Source organism: Corynebacterium sp. HMSC063G05 (genome assembly GCF_001810555.1).
Lineage (GTDB): Bacteria > Actinomycetota > Actinomycetes > Mycobacteriales > Mycobacteriaceae > Corynebacterium > Corynebacterium jeikeium_D.
This window is the reverse complement of sequence record NZ_KV801843.1, coordinates 89665-105259: the sequence shown is the minus strand read 5'-3', so window position 1 is coordinate 105259 and position 15595 is coordinate 89665. Positions and strand designations below refer to the sequence as shown.

13 protein-coding genes, 1 tRNA gene, 1 other RNA gene and 1 pseudogene are annotated in these 15595 nt (G+C 57.5%); 10 read left to right on the top strand and 6 right to left on the bottom strand.

Features of this window, described 5'->3' with window-relative positions:
• The first annotated feature begins 87 nt into the window (after nt 1-87).
• Nucleotides 88-1461 carry an HNH endonuclease signature motif containing protein gene (locus tag HMPREF2751_RS02985; protein WP_242451333.1) on the top strand — a complete coding sequence of 458 codons (1374 nt, stop codon included), beginning with the start codon at nt 88-90 and terminating at the stop codon, nt 1459-1461.
• 2 nt (nt 1462-1463) lie between these two features.
• Here HMPREF2751_RS02985 and prfB read toward each other — a convergent pair whose 3' ends face one another.
• Complete coding sequence (gene prfB, locus HMPREF2751_RS02980; protein ID WP_038626269.1) at nt 1464-2576, bottom strand: peptide chain release factor 2; 1113 nt, start codon at nt 2574-2576, stop codon at nt 1464-1466.
• A gap of 47 nt (nt 2577-2623) precedes the next feature.
• Here prfB and HMPREF2751_RS02975 point away from each other — a divergent pair, with 47 nt between their 5' ends.
• Both HMPREF2751_RS02975 and hisN read left to right on the top strand, forming a co-directional pair.
• Nucleotides 2624-3484 carry an inositol monophosphatase family protein gene (locus tag HMPREF2751_RS02975; protein ID WP_070595377.1) on the top strand — a complete coding sequence of 287 codons (861 nt, stop codon included), beginning with the start codon at nt 2624-2626 and terminating at the stop codon, nt 3482-3484.
• A gap of 10 nt (nt 3485-3494) precedes the next feature.
• A complete protein-coding gene (gene hisN / locus HMPREF2751_RS02970; RefSeq protein WP_049172187.1) occupies nt 3495-4295 on the top strand; it encodes a histidinol-phosphatase in 801 nt (266 codons plus the stop codon).
• Nucleotides 4296-4337: 42 nt separating this feature from the next.
• On the opposite strand, the gene HMPREF2751_RS02965 is transcribed toward hisN, so the two are convergent.
• Nucleotides 4338-4676 carry an ArsR/SmtB family transcription factor gene (locus HMPREF2751_RS02965; RefSeq protein WP_016423238.1) on the bottom strand — a complete coding sequence of 113 codons (339 nt, stop codon included), beginning with the start codon at nt 4674-4676 and terminating at the stop codon, nt 4338-4340.
• A gap of 72 nt (nt 4677-4748) precedes the next feature.
• Between HMPREF2751_RS02965 and arsB the strand changes: the two genes are divergently transcribed.
• A complete protein-coding gene (arsB, locus tag HMPREF2751_RS02960; RefSeq protein WP_049172185.1) occupies nt 4749-5816 on the top strand; it encodes an ACR3 family arsenite efflux transporter in 1068 nt (355 codons plus the stop codon).
• A 15-nt stretch (nt 5817-5831) separates the two neighbouring features.
• Nucleotides 5832-6260: an arsenate-mycothiol transferase ArsC gene (locus HMPREF2751_RS02955; RefSeq protein ID WP_048733886.1), complete on the top strand. Its 429-nt coding sequence runs from the start codon at nt 5832-5834 to the stop codon at nt 6258-6260.
• Here HMPREF2751_RS02955 and HMPREF2751_RS02950 read toward each other — a convergent pair.
• A complete protein-coding gene (locus HMPREF2751_RS02950; protein WP_048733884.1) occupies nt 6257-6763 on the bottom strand; it encodes a hypothetical protein in 507 nt (168 codons plus the stop codon). The genes HMPREF2751_RS02955 and HMPREF2751_RS02950 overlap by 4 nt on opposite strands.
• Nucleotides 6764-6974: 211 nt before the next feature.
• Between HMPREF2751_RS02950 and HMPREF2751_RS02945 the strand changes: the two genes are divergently transcribed.
• The 3 genes and pseudogenes from HMPREF2751_RS02945 to HMPREF2751_RS02935 form a co-directional block, all read left to right on the top strand.
• On the top strand, nt 6975-7931 hold the full coding sequence (locus HMPREF2751_RS02945) for a DUF418 domain-containing protein (RefSeq protein ID WP_069359292.1): 957 nt from the start codon (nt 6975-6977) through the stop codon (nt 7929-7931).
• 2 nt (nt 7932-7933) lie between these two features.
• A complete protein-coding gene (locus HMPREF2751_RS02940) occupies nt 7934-9007 on the top strand; it encodes a trypsin-like serine protease (protein ID WP_070595375.1) in 1074 nt (357 codons plus the stop codon).
• 34 nt (nt 9008-9041) lie between these two features.
• Nucleotides 9042-9383: pseudogene (locus tag HMPREF2751_RS02935) on the top strand (sodium:glutamate symporter); the annotation flags it as partial.
• A 557-nt stretch (nt 9384-9940) separates the two neighbouring features.
• Here HMPREF2751_RS02935 and HMPREF2751_RS02930 read toward each other — a convergent pair.
• Nucleotides 9941-10014 (bottom strand) — tRNA-Met (locus HMPREF2751_RS02930).
• Between the two features lie 184 nt (nt 10015-10198).
• On the bottom strand, nt 10199-13186 hold the full coding sequence (locus HMPREF2751_RS02925; protein ID WP_070595370.1) for a UPF0182 family protein: 2988 nt from the start codon (nt 13184-13186) through the stop codon (nt 10199-10201).
• 151 nt (nt 13187-13337) lie between these two features.
• Between HMPREF2751_RS02925 and HMPREF2751_RS02920 the strand changes: the two genes are divergently transcribed.
• Together HMPREF2751_RS02920 and HMPREF2751_RS02915 are read left to right on the top strand one after the other, a co-directional pair.
• Nucleotides 13338-13919, top strand: a complete 582-nt coding sequence (locus HMPREF2751_RS02920) for a PPA1309 family protein (RefSeq protein WP_070595368.1) — start codon at nt 13338-13340, stop codon at nt 13917-13919.
• Between the two features lie 263 nt (nt 13920-14182).
• The gene (locus HMPREF2751_RS02915) at nt 14183-15022 is read left to right on the top strand and encodes a GDSL-type esterase/lipase family protein (protein WP_070595367.1); all 840 of its coding nucleotides are present in this window, start codon (nt 14183-14185) and stop codon (nt 15020-15022) included.
• Nucleotides 15023-15095: 73 nt separating this feature from the next.
• On the opposite strand, the gene ssrA is transcribed toward HMPREF2751_RS02915, so the two are convergent.
• Nucleotides 15096-15480: a transfer-messenger RNA gene (gene ssrA, locus HMPREF2751_RS02910) on the bottom strand.
• Nucleotides 15481-15595 lie beyond the last annotated feature (115 nt).

Genomic DNA, 15595 nt, shown 5'->3' with positions numbered 1-15595 from the left:
TTTCAACGTCCAGGCCTTATCTTTCAGGGGGATTCATCAATGGCCAGCGGGGAACATATACCACGGAAACGCACTTACGCTGCGGCGATGGAAGCAACAGCGCCACGCTTTCACCATGAGATTTCTCAAACAGCACCAGCACGTCTTGGAATTGACCGTAATCGAGCTGATCTGCAGCTTGCCCTTGCTTGTGTTCCGTCTTCTTCAACAAAAGATGTCGAAGATTACATCGCCAAAATCGCTCCAGCTCTTGGCATGTCGCGCGGGAGAACACTCCAGTACATCGATATCGGGATGCAGCTAGAGCGGCTCCCGCGGTTGAAAGAGCTTCTGCTCAAACGCGCACAGCTACCGCTTCCCCACATGCGGGTCATTGCCACAGCCATCCTCCCCTTGGATGACGCCTCTACTGTGAAATATTTCGAAGACCATCTCCTCGAACTGATCACGCCGAGAGTCAATGGTGAAGTTCTTCGCGGAGTTCGGAGTCTTCAACAGAATATTCAGCGATTTATTAATGAAGTCAGCCCGCTATTGCGCCCTAAAAATGAGTACGACCCGCCGATTACTTCGTTTCAAAAAGGCATCGAGCAAAAAGCTGGCGAATCTATAAAGTTCGAGTTAAAGGACAACCTCACTGAAGTCACCATGGAACTGATGCCTGAGCGGGCAATTGAGTTTCAGAAAGTCTTGGAAGAAATTGCCGCTGATCAGGACTGCGACTTCGTCGAGGCTTTTTCACACCTTCTGCACGGGACTGCTCAGGTCACCGCCACATTGAATCTGTACTGCCCACTTACTCAAGACAAGCCGCAGGAGGCATGGATCGGCGGTCTGGGGTGGATCAACAAAATCGCCACTGAATCCTGGCTCGATCGAGTCACTAGCATCCGGCTACTAGCGGATGAGAAAACGGAAAAGTACTCGCCAACAGAGCGACAGCGTACTTACGTCCAAGGTAGAGACGGCACCTGCCGCTTTCCCGGATGCGATGTCGATGCGACGAAGTGCGACATCGACCACATTCAGCCGTATAACCACGAGAATCCCGAAGAAGGTGGCCAAACCGAAACGCCCAACCTCCATTGCCTATGCCGCCGCCACCACAATCTAAAAACGGCCGGTCTTTGGAATGTCGTGCGCGATATCGACGGCGTGGAGTACTGGACCTCCGCCACTGATCAAAGCACCGAAAGAGCTGCCCTTATCAGCACAGAGTCGGGGCCGCTCGCCGGCCACGGTCGCTACTCTTTCGACCTGCGCAAGACAAAGAAAGCACAGACACTCAAGGAGTACAACGAGCAGAGGTTGGAAAACCTCCGCGAATCACAGGAGCTGACAAATCAGGCTCGCGAAGAACTGGGAATGAACAAAAACGAGAGAAACGGAGAAGCCGACGAACCCACCACACCGGAAACACCCGAGGCACCGGAAGCGCCCGAAGACGAACCGCCCTTCTAGCGCTACTCGCCTTCGGACTGCTGAGCCATGCGCCAGCGAATACCGGCCTCGATGAAACCGTCTAGGTCACCGTCGAGGACCGACTGTGGGTTGTTGACTTCGTATTCGGTACGCAGATCCTTGACCATCTGGTACGGGTGCAGCACATAGGAGCGCATCTGGTTACCCCACGAGGCATTGCCGCCTGCGCCGAGAGCATCCAGCTCCGCGCGCTCTTCCTGGCGCTTCTTCTCCAGCAACTTCGCCTGCAGAACTCGCATGGCAGATGCCTTGTTCTGGTGCTGGGACTTCTCGTTCTGGCAAGTCACCACGATGCCGGTCGGGACGTGCGTAAGCCGGACCGCGGAGTCCGTGGTGTTCACCGACTGCCCACCTGGGCCGGAGGAGCGGTAGACGTCGATACGCAAATCTGACTCGGGGATGTCGATGTGATCCGTTTCCTCCACAACCGGCAGCACCTCGACCTCAGCGAAGGAAGTTTGGCGGCGCCCCTGGTTGTCGAAAGGACTAATACGAACCAGACGGTGCGCGCCCTGTTCGACCGAGAGGGTGCCGTACATGTACTCGCCATGGACGACGAAAGTAGCGGACTTAATACCGGCCTCTTCGGCGTAGGATGTGTCGTAAACCTCGACCTTATGCCCGTGCTTGTCGGCCCAGCGCAGGTACATGCGCATGAGCATCTCGGCCCAGTCAGCGGCATCCACGCCACCGGCACCAGAGCGGATGTTGATGACCGCCTCACGCTCGTCGTAAGGCCCCGAAAGCATAGTCGTGACCTCGAGGGATTCGATGTCGGCACGCAGCTCAGCGCGTTCGGCATCGGCCATCTCGACGGCGTCGGGGTCGCCCTCCTCTTCCGCGAGTTCGTACATCACGGAGAGATCGTCGAGGCGCCCGCGCAGCGAGTCGATCTTTTTCTTCTTCGCCTGTGCCTGCGATAGTGCGCTGGTGACCTGCTGCGCGTGGTCGGGGTCGTCCCACAGCGACGGGTCGGCGGCCTGGGCTTCCAACTCCCTGATCCGGTCGGAAAGCTCGTCGACATCAACCACCTTCTCAATGGTGGTCAGCGTCGCGTCGAGTTCTTTGAGGTCAGCATTCAGATCCGGGTTCACGGGTACTACCTTAGCTATACCGCCTGTTTCGGTGCACAATAGGACGTATGTCTGAATCCACCGCCAGCCAAGATTCCAGTCAAGACCTAGAACTCTTCCTCTCCCAAGTATCCGAGTCGATTGTGGCATCGGATACCAGTGTTGCGGTTGCCATCGTGAAGCGTGCCGCTACCATTGCCGCTCGTACGCGCGACGAAGGCCTGGTCACGGAGTACAAGACATCGATTTCCGACGTCGTCACCGCGGCCGACCGCGCAGCGGAGAAATTCGTCGTCGAGGCTTTGGCCGCGCTCCGCCCGGAGGACGGCATTCTTGGCGAGGAAGGGTCAGCGAAGGAGTCCCAGTCTGGTCGCACGTGGGTGATCGATCCTGTCGATGGCACCTACAACTTCACCACTGGTTCGGACTACTGGTGCAGCGCATTGGCGCTGGTTATGGGCGATGCGAACAATCCGGATGAGGTCGTCCTCGGCGCGGTGCACCGCCCGGCAACGGGCGAGAGCTGGATTGGTGGCCCCAATCTCCCGACCACTCGCATCAACCTCGATGGCACTGTTGATGACCTCCGGGTCACTGACCGCCCCCTCTCGGAAGTCTGCGCAGCGACCTACCTCCACACCACGGTGGTGAGCTCGAGCGAGGAATCCGAGGCCACGGCTACAAAGTCCTGGCTGGATGCGGTGTCCCGCAGCGCTACCTGGCGCATGCTGGGCTCAGCGTCGGTGGATATGGCAGGCGTTGCCGACGGCCGCATCGGCGTATGGTTCCAGCGCGACGTCGCAGCCTGGGACTGGCTGCCTGGGTATGCGCTTATCTCGGGCGCAGGCGGCGAATGTACGTCGGTGGGGCGCTGGAAGCTTGCGGGCTCGAGTGGCCAGGTCGCAGAGCTGAGTGAGGTTCTGCGCTAGAATTTCGGCCATGACCACCTCTTACTCCGAAGATCTCGCCCTCGCACTCTCGCTTGCCGACGCAGCCGACGACCTCACGATGTCCCGCTTCGAGGCGGCCAATCTAATCGTCGAGTCCAAGCCCGACCTGACTCCGGTCTCCGATGCCGATATCGCGTGCGAGAAGCTGCTCCGCGAGATTCTGTCGGACAAGCGCCCGAGCGATGAAGTTCTCGGCGAAGAATTCGGCGGCGAAGCTGTGTTTGAGGGGCGCCAGTGGGTCATCGACCCCATCGACGGCACTAAGAACTTCGTGCGCAATGTCCCGGTCTGGGCCACCTTGATTGCCCTGCTGGAGGACGGCAAGCCGGTTGTCGGCGTAGTCTCTGCCCCAGCACTGGGCCGTCGCTGGTGGGCATCCAAGGGCGACGGCGCATTCAAGCGCACCCACGTCGGTGGCCGGGAAGCCGCTCAGCGCCGCATTGAGGTCTCGAAGGTGGCAGACATCGCGGACTGCTCAATTTCCAACTCTTCGCTCACCGGCTGGGCCGAGCGCGACCTGCGCGACAACTTCATCGGTCTCACCGATGACGCCTGGCGCCTGCGTGGCTATGGCGACTTCTTCTCCTACTGCCTGGTAGCCGAGGGTGCGGTCGATGTCGCCGCAGAGCCGGAGGTTTCCCTGTGGGACCTGGCAGCGCTTGCGATCCTGGTGGAGGAAGCTGGCGGCCACTTCACTTCCCTAGTGGGAGTCGACGGGCCGCACGGCGGGGACGCAGTTGCGACGAATGGGGTGCTTCACGACGCCGTCGTCAAGCGCCTGGGCGGGTAAACAGGGTTTTCCAACCTATCGCAATTTGCGACGAGCGGCTCACTATCTCCCGTCCGCGTGACCGATATCCAGGATACGTCGCAGCTCAGCAAATACCTCAGGGCGTACCTCATGGGTTACCACCCGTCCACTCTTAGACCTAGTTAGCAGCCCGGCATCCGCCATGGTCTTTAAATGATGCGACACCGTCGGCTGACTAAGCCCAGAAACAGCGGCCAGCTCCCCTACGGTCATCGGACTACAGCCAGCGGCAGCGAGCTGAGACAAAATTTGCAGGCGCGCCGGTTGCGCCAGCGCTTTGAAGAGCGTTGCCGCAGCCTGCGCTTCCGCCGCGTCGAGAGGCCGACCGCCAAGTGCACAGCATTCTGAGATTTCGTCCATACCCGTTGAGGCTACACGGCCTCCCCTCTAAATATATTGACAATCATCGATATATTGATTACACCGGAAACTATGACACAGACTACAAAGTCACTCAGCTTCCTAGACCGCTTCTTGCCGCTATGGATTGCAGCTGCAATGGCAATTGGCCTCATTCTGGGCAAAATTGCACCGTCACTTGTGAACTGGCTGGCAGAGGCAAAAATTACGACAATTTCCGTACCAATCGCCATCGGATTGCTGGTCATGATGTACCCACCGCTCGCAAAGGTTCGATACGACAAAACGGGCAAAATTTTGACATCAAGGAAGCTGATGGGCATCACAGTCTTCCTCAATTGGATTCTCGGCCCCGCACTGATGTTCACCCTTGCCTGGATATTCCTCAGTGATAGTCCAGAACTGCGCACTGGCGTGATCATCGTCGGTCTCGCCCGCTGCATTGCAATGGTTTTGGTCTGGAACGACCTATCTTGCGGCGATACTGAAGTCGCTGCCGTATTGGTGGCCGTCAACTCGCTATTTCAAATTTTCATGTTCGGCGCTCTAGGGTGGTTCTACCTGCAGATTCTGCCCTCCTGGTTGGGACTGGAAACCACTTCCGCCACCTTTTCTTTTTGGGCAATCGCACTATCTGTAGTGGTATTCCTCGGTATTCCGCTTCTGGCTGGCGCGGCATCACGCATAATTGGTGAACGCACCCGTGGTCGCGACTGGTATGAAAATGAGTACTTGCCCAAAATCTCACCATTGGCACTTGCCGGCCTTCTATACACAATCGTGTTGCTCTTTGCGCTTCAGTCACAGCAGATTCTTGAGAATCCCTGGACCGTTGCGAAAGTGGCACTACCACTAGTGATCTACTTCCTCGCCATGTTCGCGATCGCTCTCACTTCGGCCAAGGCCGCGGGCATGAACTACGCAACCTCCGCATCGATTGCCTTTACGGCCGCCGGAAATAACTTCGAGTTGGCAATTGCGGTTGCGATTGGCACCTTCGGCCCATTGTCCCAGCAAGCACTTGCGGGAACGATTGGACCACTTATTGAAGTACCCGTACTCGTTGCACTTGTCTACGTCACCCGCTGGCTCGGGCCGCGCCTTTTCCCTAATGACCTTTCCGTACCGGACAAACTATAGAAAAAGGATTCTGAAATGAAGGAAATCCCGAAGGTACTTTTCATCTGCGTGGCAAATGCCGGTAAATCCCAGATGGCCGAGGCCATTGCGCGTGCAAAATATGCCACGCAGTTCATCGCCCTTTCAGCAGGAACGAACCCCAAAACTACTACCAATGCGCTTGCAGCCAAATCAGTTGCAGAAATCGGCGCCTCTATGGACAGTGCATCACCAAAGCCCATTGCCCCCACGATTCTCCGGACTGCAGATCGTGTTGTCATCATCGGCGATGCCGCTCATGTAGAGCTCCCCTCGGACGCTCAAGGCTCACTCGAGCGTTGGCTTACTGACGAGCCCTCAAAACGAGGCATCGACGGAAAAGAACGCATGGACCTGATTCGCGATGACCTCGAGCGCCGTATCGACGAGTTAGCTGTCGAACTCCGTTCCACTAAGAATCCCTAAGCGGCAGAATCCAACAAAAGCCGCCTTATCGCCAGCGTAAGCCACACGACTGCGCCGACGCCTGCGATGAGACCGAGGAGCAGGAACATCAGGCCGACTGCCCAGAGCCCGGTGGTGTCGTCAGTGCCGGCGATGATGCTCCAGCACAGGGCATAGCCGGCGACCGCTGCCCACCACGTGGGCAGAAGGTTCAGAGTTGGGGCGGGCACGCGCATCATGGCAGAGGCAGTAAGGATGACCATCGCGAAGCCACTGCAGAAAACCTGCCATGGCGAGTAGTCGTATTCGCCCTCGAGCGTCCACGCGAGCGTACAAAAGCAGATTAGGAATGCTGCGACAAAGACGAAAATCGTGTGCCCAAATGCGATACGCTCGCCGTATTTTTTGGCCAACCATGCGGCACCCACCCATGCGAGAGCGGTGGGGATGGCAATGATTAATAGGTACGCGAGGAAGACGCCTGGCACCTCTGCCCAGGTGAAACTCGTCAGCATCGATGTCATGCCACCAGGTTACGCCTGCCTCTTAGCTTTTTGAGCGCGCTAGTTTCCCAGTAAAAACACAGACGAAACACCATGATTTACACATAGTCACTTAATGTATTGTCAGGTTCGGTTGCTACAACTAGAAAGTCGTTTTCAATACGCCGTTTGTAGAGAGTGCTTTTTACCAAAGAGCACCTCCCTATAAGTTGTAGTAAAGGAGAAATCCGGGGTGAATAAACCTACCCGAATTGTGGGGCTCGATATAGCGCGCTCACTCGCCATCATCGGCATGATCATTGTCCATATGGCCTCACTACTTTGGAGCACAAAGGTTGTGCTCTCTGGCCTACCCTCATCACTGTTCGCCATTATCGCCGGCGCCACAATGATGATCATCGGCCGCAATTACAGCAGCACTACCTTCTTGCGCTTGATCACTCGCGGCGCCCTAATCATTCTCATCGGCCTGGCACTATTGCCGGTGGGTGGAGAAATTCAGGTGGTCCTCGTCATCATGGGCCTGGTAATGATGCTGGTTTCCTGGATGCCAGCGCTCGGAACCTGGTGGCGAGTCGGCTTCTTCATCGCCGCCACCATCGCCGCCACAATTAAGTACGCGCCTATGACGCTGCCGCAGATCTATCCGCTACTCGCGTGGATCGCATATTTCATCGGCGGCATGCTGCTTTACGACGTCTACCTACGCCGTCGCCTGCAAGACACTTCCACCTCTGAGAACAGCGCCAATGCTCGGTTGAGCTGGATTGTCACCGCTGTCAGTGCTGTCATCACGGCCGTCGGCATGTACTTCCGATTTGATCCCGAGATTGCTGGCTGGCTCCGTTTTACCGGACACACTGGCGTCTTCGGAGAAATCATTCTCTCCGTCGCAGTTGCCGCCATTGTCCTGCACTTGTGCCTTTTCATAGGCGATCGCTTCCCAGCTGTGGTTTACCCATTCGCGGCTATGGGAACAATGTCGCTGACAATCTACATCCTGCACGTTCTCACCGCGTTTTATTGGCAGCAGAATGTTGCATTGCATTCCACGTTGTCTGCAGCAGGTTTCATCGTATTCTTCCTCGTCATCGCTAGCCTCTGGAAGAAATTTGTCGGACAGGGCCCTGCCGAAAAACTCGTTGCCACCGCAATCAAGGGCATTGTTCCTTCTGGGAAAGGGAAATAACCGTGAAGAAAACATCTTTTTCCATCGCAGCAATTGTTAGCAGCACCCTGCTTCTATCTGCGACTCCAGCTCTTGCATTGGAAAACGGCGAACCCGCACCCGCCAATGCTGAAAGCAGTTCTGTGGCCGCGCTAAAGATTGGCAAAATCGGTAATTTCGGTGACTGCACCGGCACGCTGGTTGCCGACCAGTGGGTGCTCACCGCACGCCACTGCCTGGAGTCTGTGAACAACGAAGGGACCCAGGCCCGCATCGGTGGAAAGGTCTACGATGCCGATTCTTGGGCGCTTTCTCCAATGTCTGATGCGGGATTGCTTCACCTGACCGAAAAGGTCACCGACGCAACCCCGGCGAAGGTCTCCCGCGATATCCCCACACCTGGACAGACGGGAACTCTCTACGGCTGGAGCAGCAGCTCGTCCATGGCACGATCCGGGCAGCTTCCGATGACCAAGATGGTCGTCAATGAGCTGCTGGGAGGAGGCCCCACTGAAGGAACCCCAGGTGAGGCTGCGCCTGGTGGTGCTGTTCCGGGTGACGCTACTCCAGGCGAAGCTGTTCCGGGTGAGGCTATTCCGGGCGGCGCTGTTCCGGGTGACGCTATGGAATCAATGGAGATGCAACCAGGAGCTGCCATGCCAGATGACTCCAAAACCGAGTCGATCCCGGCAGGGATAGAAAGTATCCCAGCCGACGCTGCCATGATGCCAATGATTCAAAGCGCCATCCTGGACGCACATTCCGTTTCCGGCGCGGGTATGCAGGGAGGCGACTCCGGTGGCCCATTCTTCGTCGACGGAAAGCTCGCTGGTCTCGCTACCGCCGGAACCTCCAATGGCGACCCTGACCTGCCCTCCCCCAGCGCAGCTATCACTACCCTCGCTGGCACTGCTGACTGGATCGATGACATCACCTCCGGCCGTGACACAGAAAGTGTGCTGACTGCGGAGAACACTCCTGCTCCGCCAAAGACCATTCAGACCAGCGGTGATCACGTGTGGGCCTACCTCGCCATCGCATGCGCTGGCGTGGTTATCGCAGCGGCTTGGTCGCGCATTAAGAATGGCCGACAGTAAAACCGTCTGACCTCAACCAAAACCACCTCCCAGAATGAACTGGGTAGGTGGTTTTTTGATGCGACGGTTCATCCCCTGGTTCCAAAAGCTTCTCATCCCCGCACCGATTACTGCGGGCTTGCTCGGCTTGCTGCTAGGCCCCAACGCTTTGGGAATAATCCAGTTCAGCGAGCATTTCGGCGACTACGCGACCATTCTCATCGCGGCAGTCTTCGGTGCCCTGCCATTCACAATGGATTTCGATGCCAAGGTGCGCCAGCGCGCGCGAACGATGTGGTCCTATTCCGTAGGCATGTACCTGGCGCAGTGGGGATTCTTCGCGCTACTCGGCGTGATAATTTTTGCCCCACTGTTCAACACGCCGGACTGGTGTGGCTATTCGGTGGAGTAGCGCTTATCGGTGGGCTAGTCCTGTTGATTCTGCCGATGATCATGCTGAAGAAATCGAAAGCCAGGGCTTCGTAGAGTTCTTTATAGAGGGCGGGGACAGGAAAAGTTTTCTCCCGCCCTCTACTGTTGCGACCCCACAGTGGACTGACCAGGCCCGTCTGCCAGCTATTTTCTAGCGCTGCGCTCACTTATCGATGCATGATTCACCTATCGATGCGCTCCAGCATGGCCATAAGTGAATAACTCATCGATATGTGAAACTGAAAGCCAGCAGCGCGTACATGAGTTGAGGTGAATCGACCGGAATCAACCCAGGACCCCCTCAAGCTAAGTACCTTCATGCCGACTAATCGAGCAGCGCCTCACACTGCATTTCTGATGACCGCCCCTTTAATGCCCGGTTGTGCAGTGCGCGAGTTCGTCAGACCCAACGGCTACCCAACGACTTACCCCCCCCCAAAAAAAACGGTGAAAAACGGTGATGTGGCCCCAGAATAAAGAAGACCCCTACCGGCGTTTGCACCGGTAGGGGTCTTTTCTTAGTGGCGGGGGCAGGATTCGAACCTACGACCTCTGGGTTATGAGCCCAGCGAGCTACCGAGCTGCTCCACCCCGCGTCAACTGTCCTGGCTTTTACAAGCACTCACAGCGGGCGCTGGTCTCTCTGACCAACGAGAAGTAACTGTAGCACGATGCTCCCAACAAAGACCAATCCCCAGGTCATAGCCGGTTTCGCTACAACCTGGGGAGTCTGCGGACCATAGAAACCTATGATTCTCGGCTAACTACTCGTTGCACGCCTTACTGGCCGTTGGCCTTCTGGTAGTCAGCGGCAGCGCGGTCGAGCTCGGCAAGTGCCTGGCCCTGCGCCGCGTAGTCACCGTTCTTCTGAGCGTCGTTAAGCTTTTGCAGTGCGTCGGAGATACGGCGAGCGGCGTCGTCACGCGCGGCGACATCAACCTTGCGCTCTTCCTTCGGTGCCTCGTCGTCGGACTCAGCGTCAGCGGCATCCTTGTCCTTATCCGCCGACTGCTCCTCAGTCTCTTCCTCACCGCGGACCTTAGTCGCGGCGGAAGCATCGATACCGACCTGACTCAGAGCCTCAGTGACCGTGGCGCCGTAGCCCACCTGACCGCGGTAAGCGACGAGAATACGCAGCAGCTTCGGGAATGCGGTCTCCTGGCCCTTGCGCTGGGTGTAGACCGGTTCGACGTAGAGAATCTCGCCATCGCCGACCGGCAGCGTCAGCAGGTTACCGTTGGTGACCACGTTCGTGCCCTCGAGCAGAGTACGGTCCTGGGCGACCTCATCTGCGGACATCATCGTGTCCTGCGCCTGACGCGGACCCATGGTCTGGGTGTTGGTCGGCAGGGCACGGATGGTGATCTGACCGTACGTCTCCGGATCGGAGGAAGCGCTCATCTGGGCGGCGAGGAACTCGCGCTCCAGACCGCGGAAGGCGGAAATCAGCTGGAAGCTCGGCTTTCCGGTCTTCGGATCGGAAGCGACAACGTAGTACGGCGGCTGGGAGAGGTTCTGCTCTTCCGGCGCGGTCGGATCGGACGGGACGGACCAGAAGGAGTCATTGGCGAAGAAAACGCCCGGATCGCTGACGTGGTACTTGGCCATCAGCTCACGCTGAACCTTAAACAAGTCCTCCGGGTAGCGCAGGTGCTCCTGCAGCTCCTCGGAAATCTCCGACTTTGGCTTCACCACATCCGGGAAGACACCCTCCCAGGCCTTGAGCACCGGATCCTTCTCATCGAACTCGTAGAGCTCAACGGTGCCATCGTAGGCATCGACGGTCGCCTTGACCGAGTTGCGGATGTAGCTGACCTCGCTGTTCGGCAGCGGGCGTGGAGTGCCATCCGGGTTAATGGAATCCTGCGTGGTCTCCTGGAGGCTCATGCGCTGGGAGTACGGCATCTTGGCCAGCGTGGTGTAGCCGTCGACAATCCACTTCATACGGCCATCGACTACAGCCGGGTAGGTCTTGGTGTCAGTAGTCAGCCACGGGGCGACCTTCTGAACACGGTCACGCGGATCGCGGTTGTAGATGATCTTGGAGTCCGGCCCAATGCGGTCGGACAGCAGGATGTTGAGCTCCTGGTAACGGGTGGCGAAAATCATGCGGCTGGCAAGTCCGCCTACGCCAACACCGCCCTCACCGTCGTAGGTGAAGTTACGGCCGTCGGCATCGTACTCATAGTCCTTGCCGTCACCGTTACCGCCAACAATCGCATAGTCGGCATCGCTGTTGGCGATAACCGGGCCGTAGTAGATACGCGGCTGCTTCAGGTTCAGGTTCATGCCGTTCGGGTCCTCGGACTCGAACAGGTCAGCCACGGTGTACAGCGGGTAACCGCCGCGGGCGGAACCGGACTCGGAGGCAACCTCGTCGACCTTATTAGCCGGCGCAGCAACGAAACCATTGCCGTGGGTATAGACCGTGTGACGGTTGATCCAGTCAGTCTGGTTACCCTGCAGCGTCTGCGGGTTCAGTTCACGAGCAGCGACGATGAAGTCACGGGACGCGCCATCGATCTGGTAGCGGTCAATGGCAAGCGGATCGGAGAAACCATAGAAGTTCTTCAGCTGACGCTGCTGCGTGAAGGTACGTGGCAGCACTTCCGGATCCAGGATTCGGATATTGGCCAGAGTAGCGGCATCGCGGGAAATCGAGTCCGCACCTTCCTTCGCGGCTTCCTTATCGCCTTCCTTTTCAGCCGGAACGCCCCAGTCGCGCTCGACCTTCACCTTGTCGTCGGTAAGCCCGTAGTGGTAGCGCGTCGATTCAATATTGCGCGCAATGTATTCGCGTTCCTTGGAAGCGCGGTTCGGGTTAACTGAGAACTGCTCAACTGCCATCGGCCAGGCCACGCCAATCAGACCTGCGGAAACCAACATCAGCACGGTGGCAAACGCCGGGATCGAAAGATTGCGCAGGAAAATGGCCGCGAAGAATGCAGCGGCCACGACGATTGCGATGACCAGCAGCGTAATCTTCGCCGGCAGCAGCGCATTGATATCGGTGTAGGAACCACCGGTGAAGGTCTTCTGCTTGTTATTCAGCAGCTCATAGCGGTCCAGCCAGTAAGACACAGCCTTGAGCAGCATGAAAACACCGGCCCAGCACGCCAACTGCGCACGAGCCGCATTGGAAACGCGGGTCTTCTCCCCTGTAGTCGGGTTACCTGGGCGGATGCCACCAAGGAAGTAATGCGTCACCAGCGACAGCAGGAACGCAATAACTACCAGGACAACCAGCGTCGACACGATGTACGACCACAGCGGCAACTGGAACGCATAGAAGCCCAAGTCCTTGCCGTACTGCGGGTCCGTCTCACCGAAGGACTGTCGGTTTAAGAACAGCTGCACCGTCTGCCATTTGCCCTGCCCCACAAGGCCACCGAGTACGCCGAATACAACAGGCAGCGTGGTGAACATCGACTTCGAACCAGATTCAGCCATCCGTCGGTACACTGCCTGCGGGCTGCGCGGATCCGTCAGCCCGAGGTCGACGGGACGGGAGCGCCACGCCAGCCACATAGATAGAAATGTCAGTGCGCCCGTTATCAGGCCTACGGTGATAAACAGGACGATACGAGTGAGCCACGTGGTGGCGAATACCCCTCGATACCCCACTTCACCGAACCACTGAAAGTCCGTATAAAAATTGACGGCGATTGGAATAACAAAGGTCAGCGCGGCAATCACCAACACGGTAATTGCCAGCCACCCCGGTCGGCCACCCGCCGATCGTCTCGGTCGAGTCTGGTTTAGAGACAACGTCTCTCCTGTTCGAGTTGAGCTTGACTTGCCAGCGAGCTGGTAAGTCGGTCGTACGCTTATCTGTCATCTACTCTAAATAAAGTTCCTAACATTTGACTAAGGATGCTGTTAATACAGCGTTGCCAGGAAAGGGGCGTCGTCAAGCGTCATGAGCGAAAACAGCGGAACCCAGACTCATCTCAGCCAGCAGGCACTCAATCGCGCCGTACGCGAGGCTGTCGAATACGTCCACGCCGAAGGTTGGGACCGCGCCCCGAGTCTCTTCGCCCTCGTCCCCACCGCCGCGCTTGCCGACGTGCTTGCCGACGAGCTGATTGACAGCGCCCCGCTGACTGTCGTTGAGCAGGAACCTCTCCCCGAGGGAATTGAAGGTGGTAGCCCTGAGTTGGCGGACTTTATCGCTCGGACATCGTGGCCGGCAGGTGTCGTTGGTGCCGTGCTGGCGCAGGAGATTATGGTGATTGCCCCGGAGCAGGCGGACAGTTTTGAGGGTGCATCCCTGGACGAGGTACGGGCGCAGGCGGATGGTGAGGCGGCTCGTCAGGCACGTCTTTTCAGTGGTGTTATCAGTGAAGGTCCACACCTAACACTGATTCAGCCGCGCCCCACAGAAGCGGAACTGGATGAGCGTGGCCTCTTTGCCGAAGATGAGATTGAGCTAAAAGATGGTTCTGGGGTAGCCGATGGTGTCATCGCTGCGCTGTATTCCACGTTCGGAAGTAACTCATAACTCCACCTACCAGCGATAAGAGACAAACAAGAGGCGTTGAAAGAGTCGAATATCCATATAACTAGCTGGTTCCGGTTGACATCAGGACTAGAACCTAGTTGTATAACAAAGTGATAAAGGCGCGTCTTTAAGTATCCGCTCAGGGTTCTGTCGGACTTGGTTCTGTCGGACTCGGTTCTTCCAGGGACGGTCTGTGGCGAAGAAATCGCGAGTGTAGCGCGAGTTTTTCCTTCTATAGGTTTTCAACTAAGAGGTTTTTAATTATGAAGAACAACGTTGTTCGCCGTGCAGCAGCCTCGGCAGCTGCAGCTTCTGCGCTGGCAGCCTCCCTCCTGACTGGCGGTGTTGCCAACGCTCTTCCTACTGGTAACTACGTTGCCTTCGGCGATTCCTTCGCTGCTAACCCGGGTCAGTCCGACCCGGCCGTACCGGGCCGTGGTGGCTGCCCGATTTCGGTCTCGAACATCGGCTCTCACGTTGCTCGCGAGACCGGTCTTGAATTGCACGACTACTCCTGCAACGGCACTACCGCTTTCATGCCGACTCAGCCGCAGAAGTCCCTGATGGGCCAGGTTGACAACGCTATCGCTCAGGGCTCCCTCGGCCCGGCCACCCAGCTAGTGACCATCTACGTTGGCGCCAATGACGCAATGCAGGGCGCTGTGCTGCCAATGCCGGTTCAGGATGACCTGTACACCACCAACGTTGTTGCCGCGGTACAGAAAATCAAGGCTGCTAATCCAACTGCTCGCGTCATGCTGATTGGCTACCCAGCTTTCACCTCGAATGACCCGACTCACTACGCTTGCCCGGTCAACGCCGCAGGTTTTGCACCGCACATTCCGGCTGCCGGCATGCACCAGTTTGAGATGGCTCTGCAGAACCGTCAGGAGCGCGCTGCAAATGAGTCCGGCATCGGTTTCGTCAACATGAAGAACGTTGCAAACATTGACGTCGCAATGTGCGGCCCGGACGGTGAGCGTCAAGTCTCGGCAATTCTGGATACTGACGTTGCTTCCTACAACATGACCAACCACCCGACCTTCCACGGTTCGGCAGTTACTGGCACCACCATCGCCAACGTCTACAAGAGCACCTTCTAAGGTTGCCCGACGTCGCTCAGACGTCTTCAAGTACAACGAAAAATCCCCGGTCGTAATGACCGGGGATTTCTATTTGTGGAGCTGCCGAGAATTGAACTCGGGTCCACCGCCAACTCGCCAGGGCTTCTCCGTGCGCAGTTCGCACGATCGCCTCTACTCGACCCTTCGGCTCAGGCAAACATGTCCGAATGACGGGCCCAGCCGCAAGTAAGAAGATCCCCGATGAGCCTTACGGCACACCCATCGGGCGAGCCCTTTTAAGTCGATGCCAGGGTCCGGACCAAAGGGCAAGCCCGGTCTGACAGACACGCTAGTCGCTTAATTAGGCAGCGAGAGCGTAGTCGCGCTGAGTGTTCTCGGCGCTTAATCAGTTGCTACGACGCTTAAACGGTGGTCTCTAGCCTGCACCGGCACGCTTCCCCTGGCTCACTGTACGGTGTCGAAACCATGTCAGCCCCATACAATGCCTTCGAGCACGGGAAAGTGCGTTGCGCTCAAAGGATGTTCAAGAATAACGCTTTACGACGGGAAAAGTCAACAAGCTTCGCCGCAAGGCCCACAGCCCCCCCCCCC

What these genes read in the sequence shown, in the direction of transcription:
- HMPREF2751_RS02985 (WP_242451333.1), top strand. Translation starts at nt 88, where the DNA reads ATGGAAGCAACAGCGCCACGCTTTCACCATGAGATTTCTCAAACAGCA.
- HMPREF2751_RS02975 (WP_070595377.1), top strand. Translation starts at nt 2,624, where the DNA reads ATGTCTGAATCCACCGCCAGCCAAGATTCCAGTCAAGACCTAGAACTC.
- hisN (WP_049172187.1), top strand. Translation starts at nt 3,495, where the DNA reads ATGACCACCTCTTACTCCGAAGATCTCGCCCTCGCACTCTCGCTTGCC.
- HMPREF2751_RS02965 (WP_016423238.1), bottom strand. Translation starts at nt 4,676, where the DNA reads ATGGACGAAATCTCAGAATGCTGTGCACTTGGCGGTCGGCCTCTCGAC.
- arsB (WP_049172185.1), top strand. Translation starts at nt 4,749, where the DNA reads ATGACACAGACTACAAAGTCACTCAGCTTCCTAGACCGCTTCTTGCCG.
- HMPREF2751_RS02955 (WP_048733886.1), top strand. Translation starts at nt 5,832, where the DNA reads ATGAAGGAAATCCCGAAGGTACTTTTCATCTGCGTGGCAAATGCCGGT.
- HMPREF2751_RS02950 (WP_048733884.1), bottom strand. Translation starts at nt 6,763, where the DNA reads ATGACATCGATGCTGACGAGTTTCACCTGGGCAGAGGTGCCAGGCGTC.
- HMPREF2751_RS02920 (WP_070595368.1), top strand. Translation starts at nt 13,338, where the DNA reads ATGAGCGAAAACAGCGGAACCCAGACTCATCTCAGCCAGCAGGCACTC.
- HMPREF2751_RS02915 (WP_070595367.1), top strand. Translation starts at nt 14,183, where the DNA reads ATGAAGAACAACGTTGTTCGCCGTGCAGCAGCCTCGGCAGCTGCAGCT.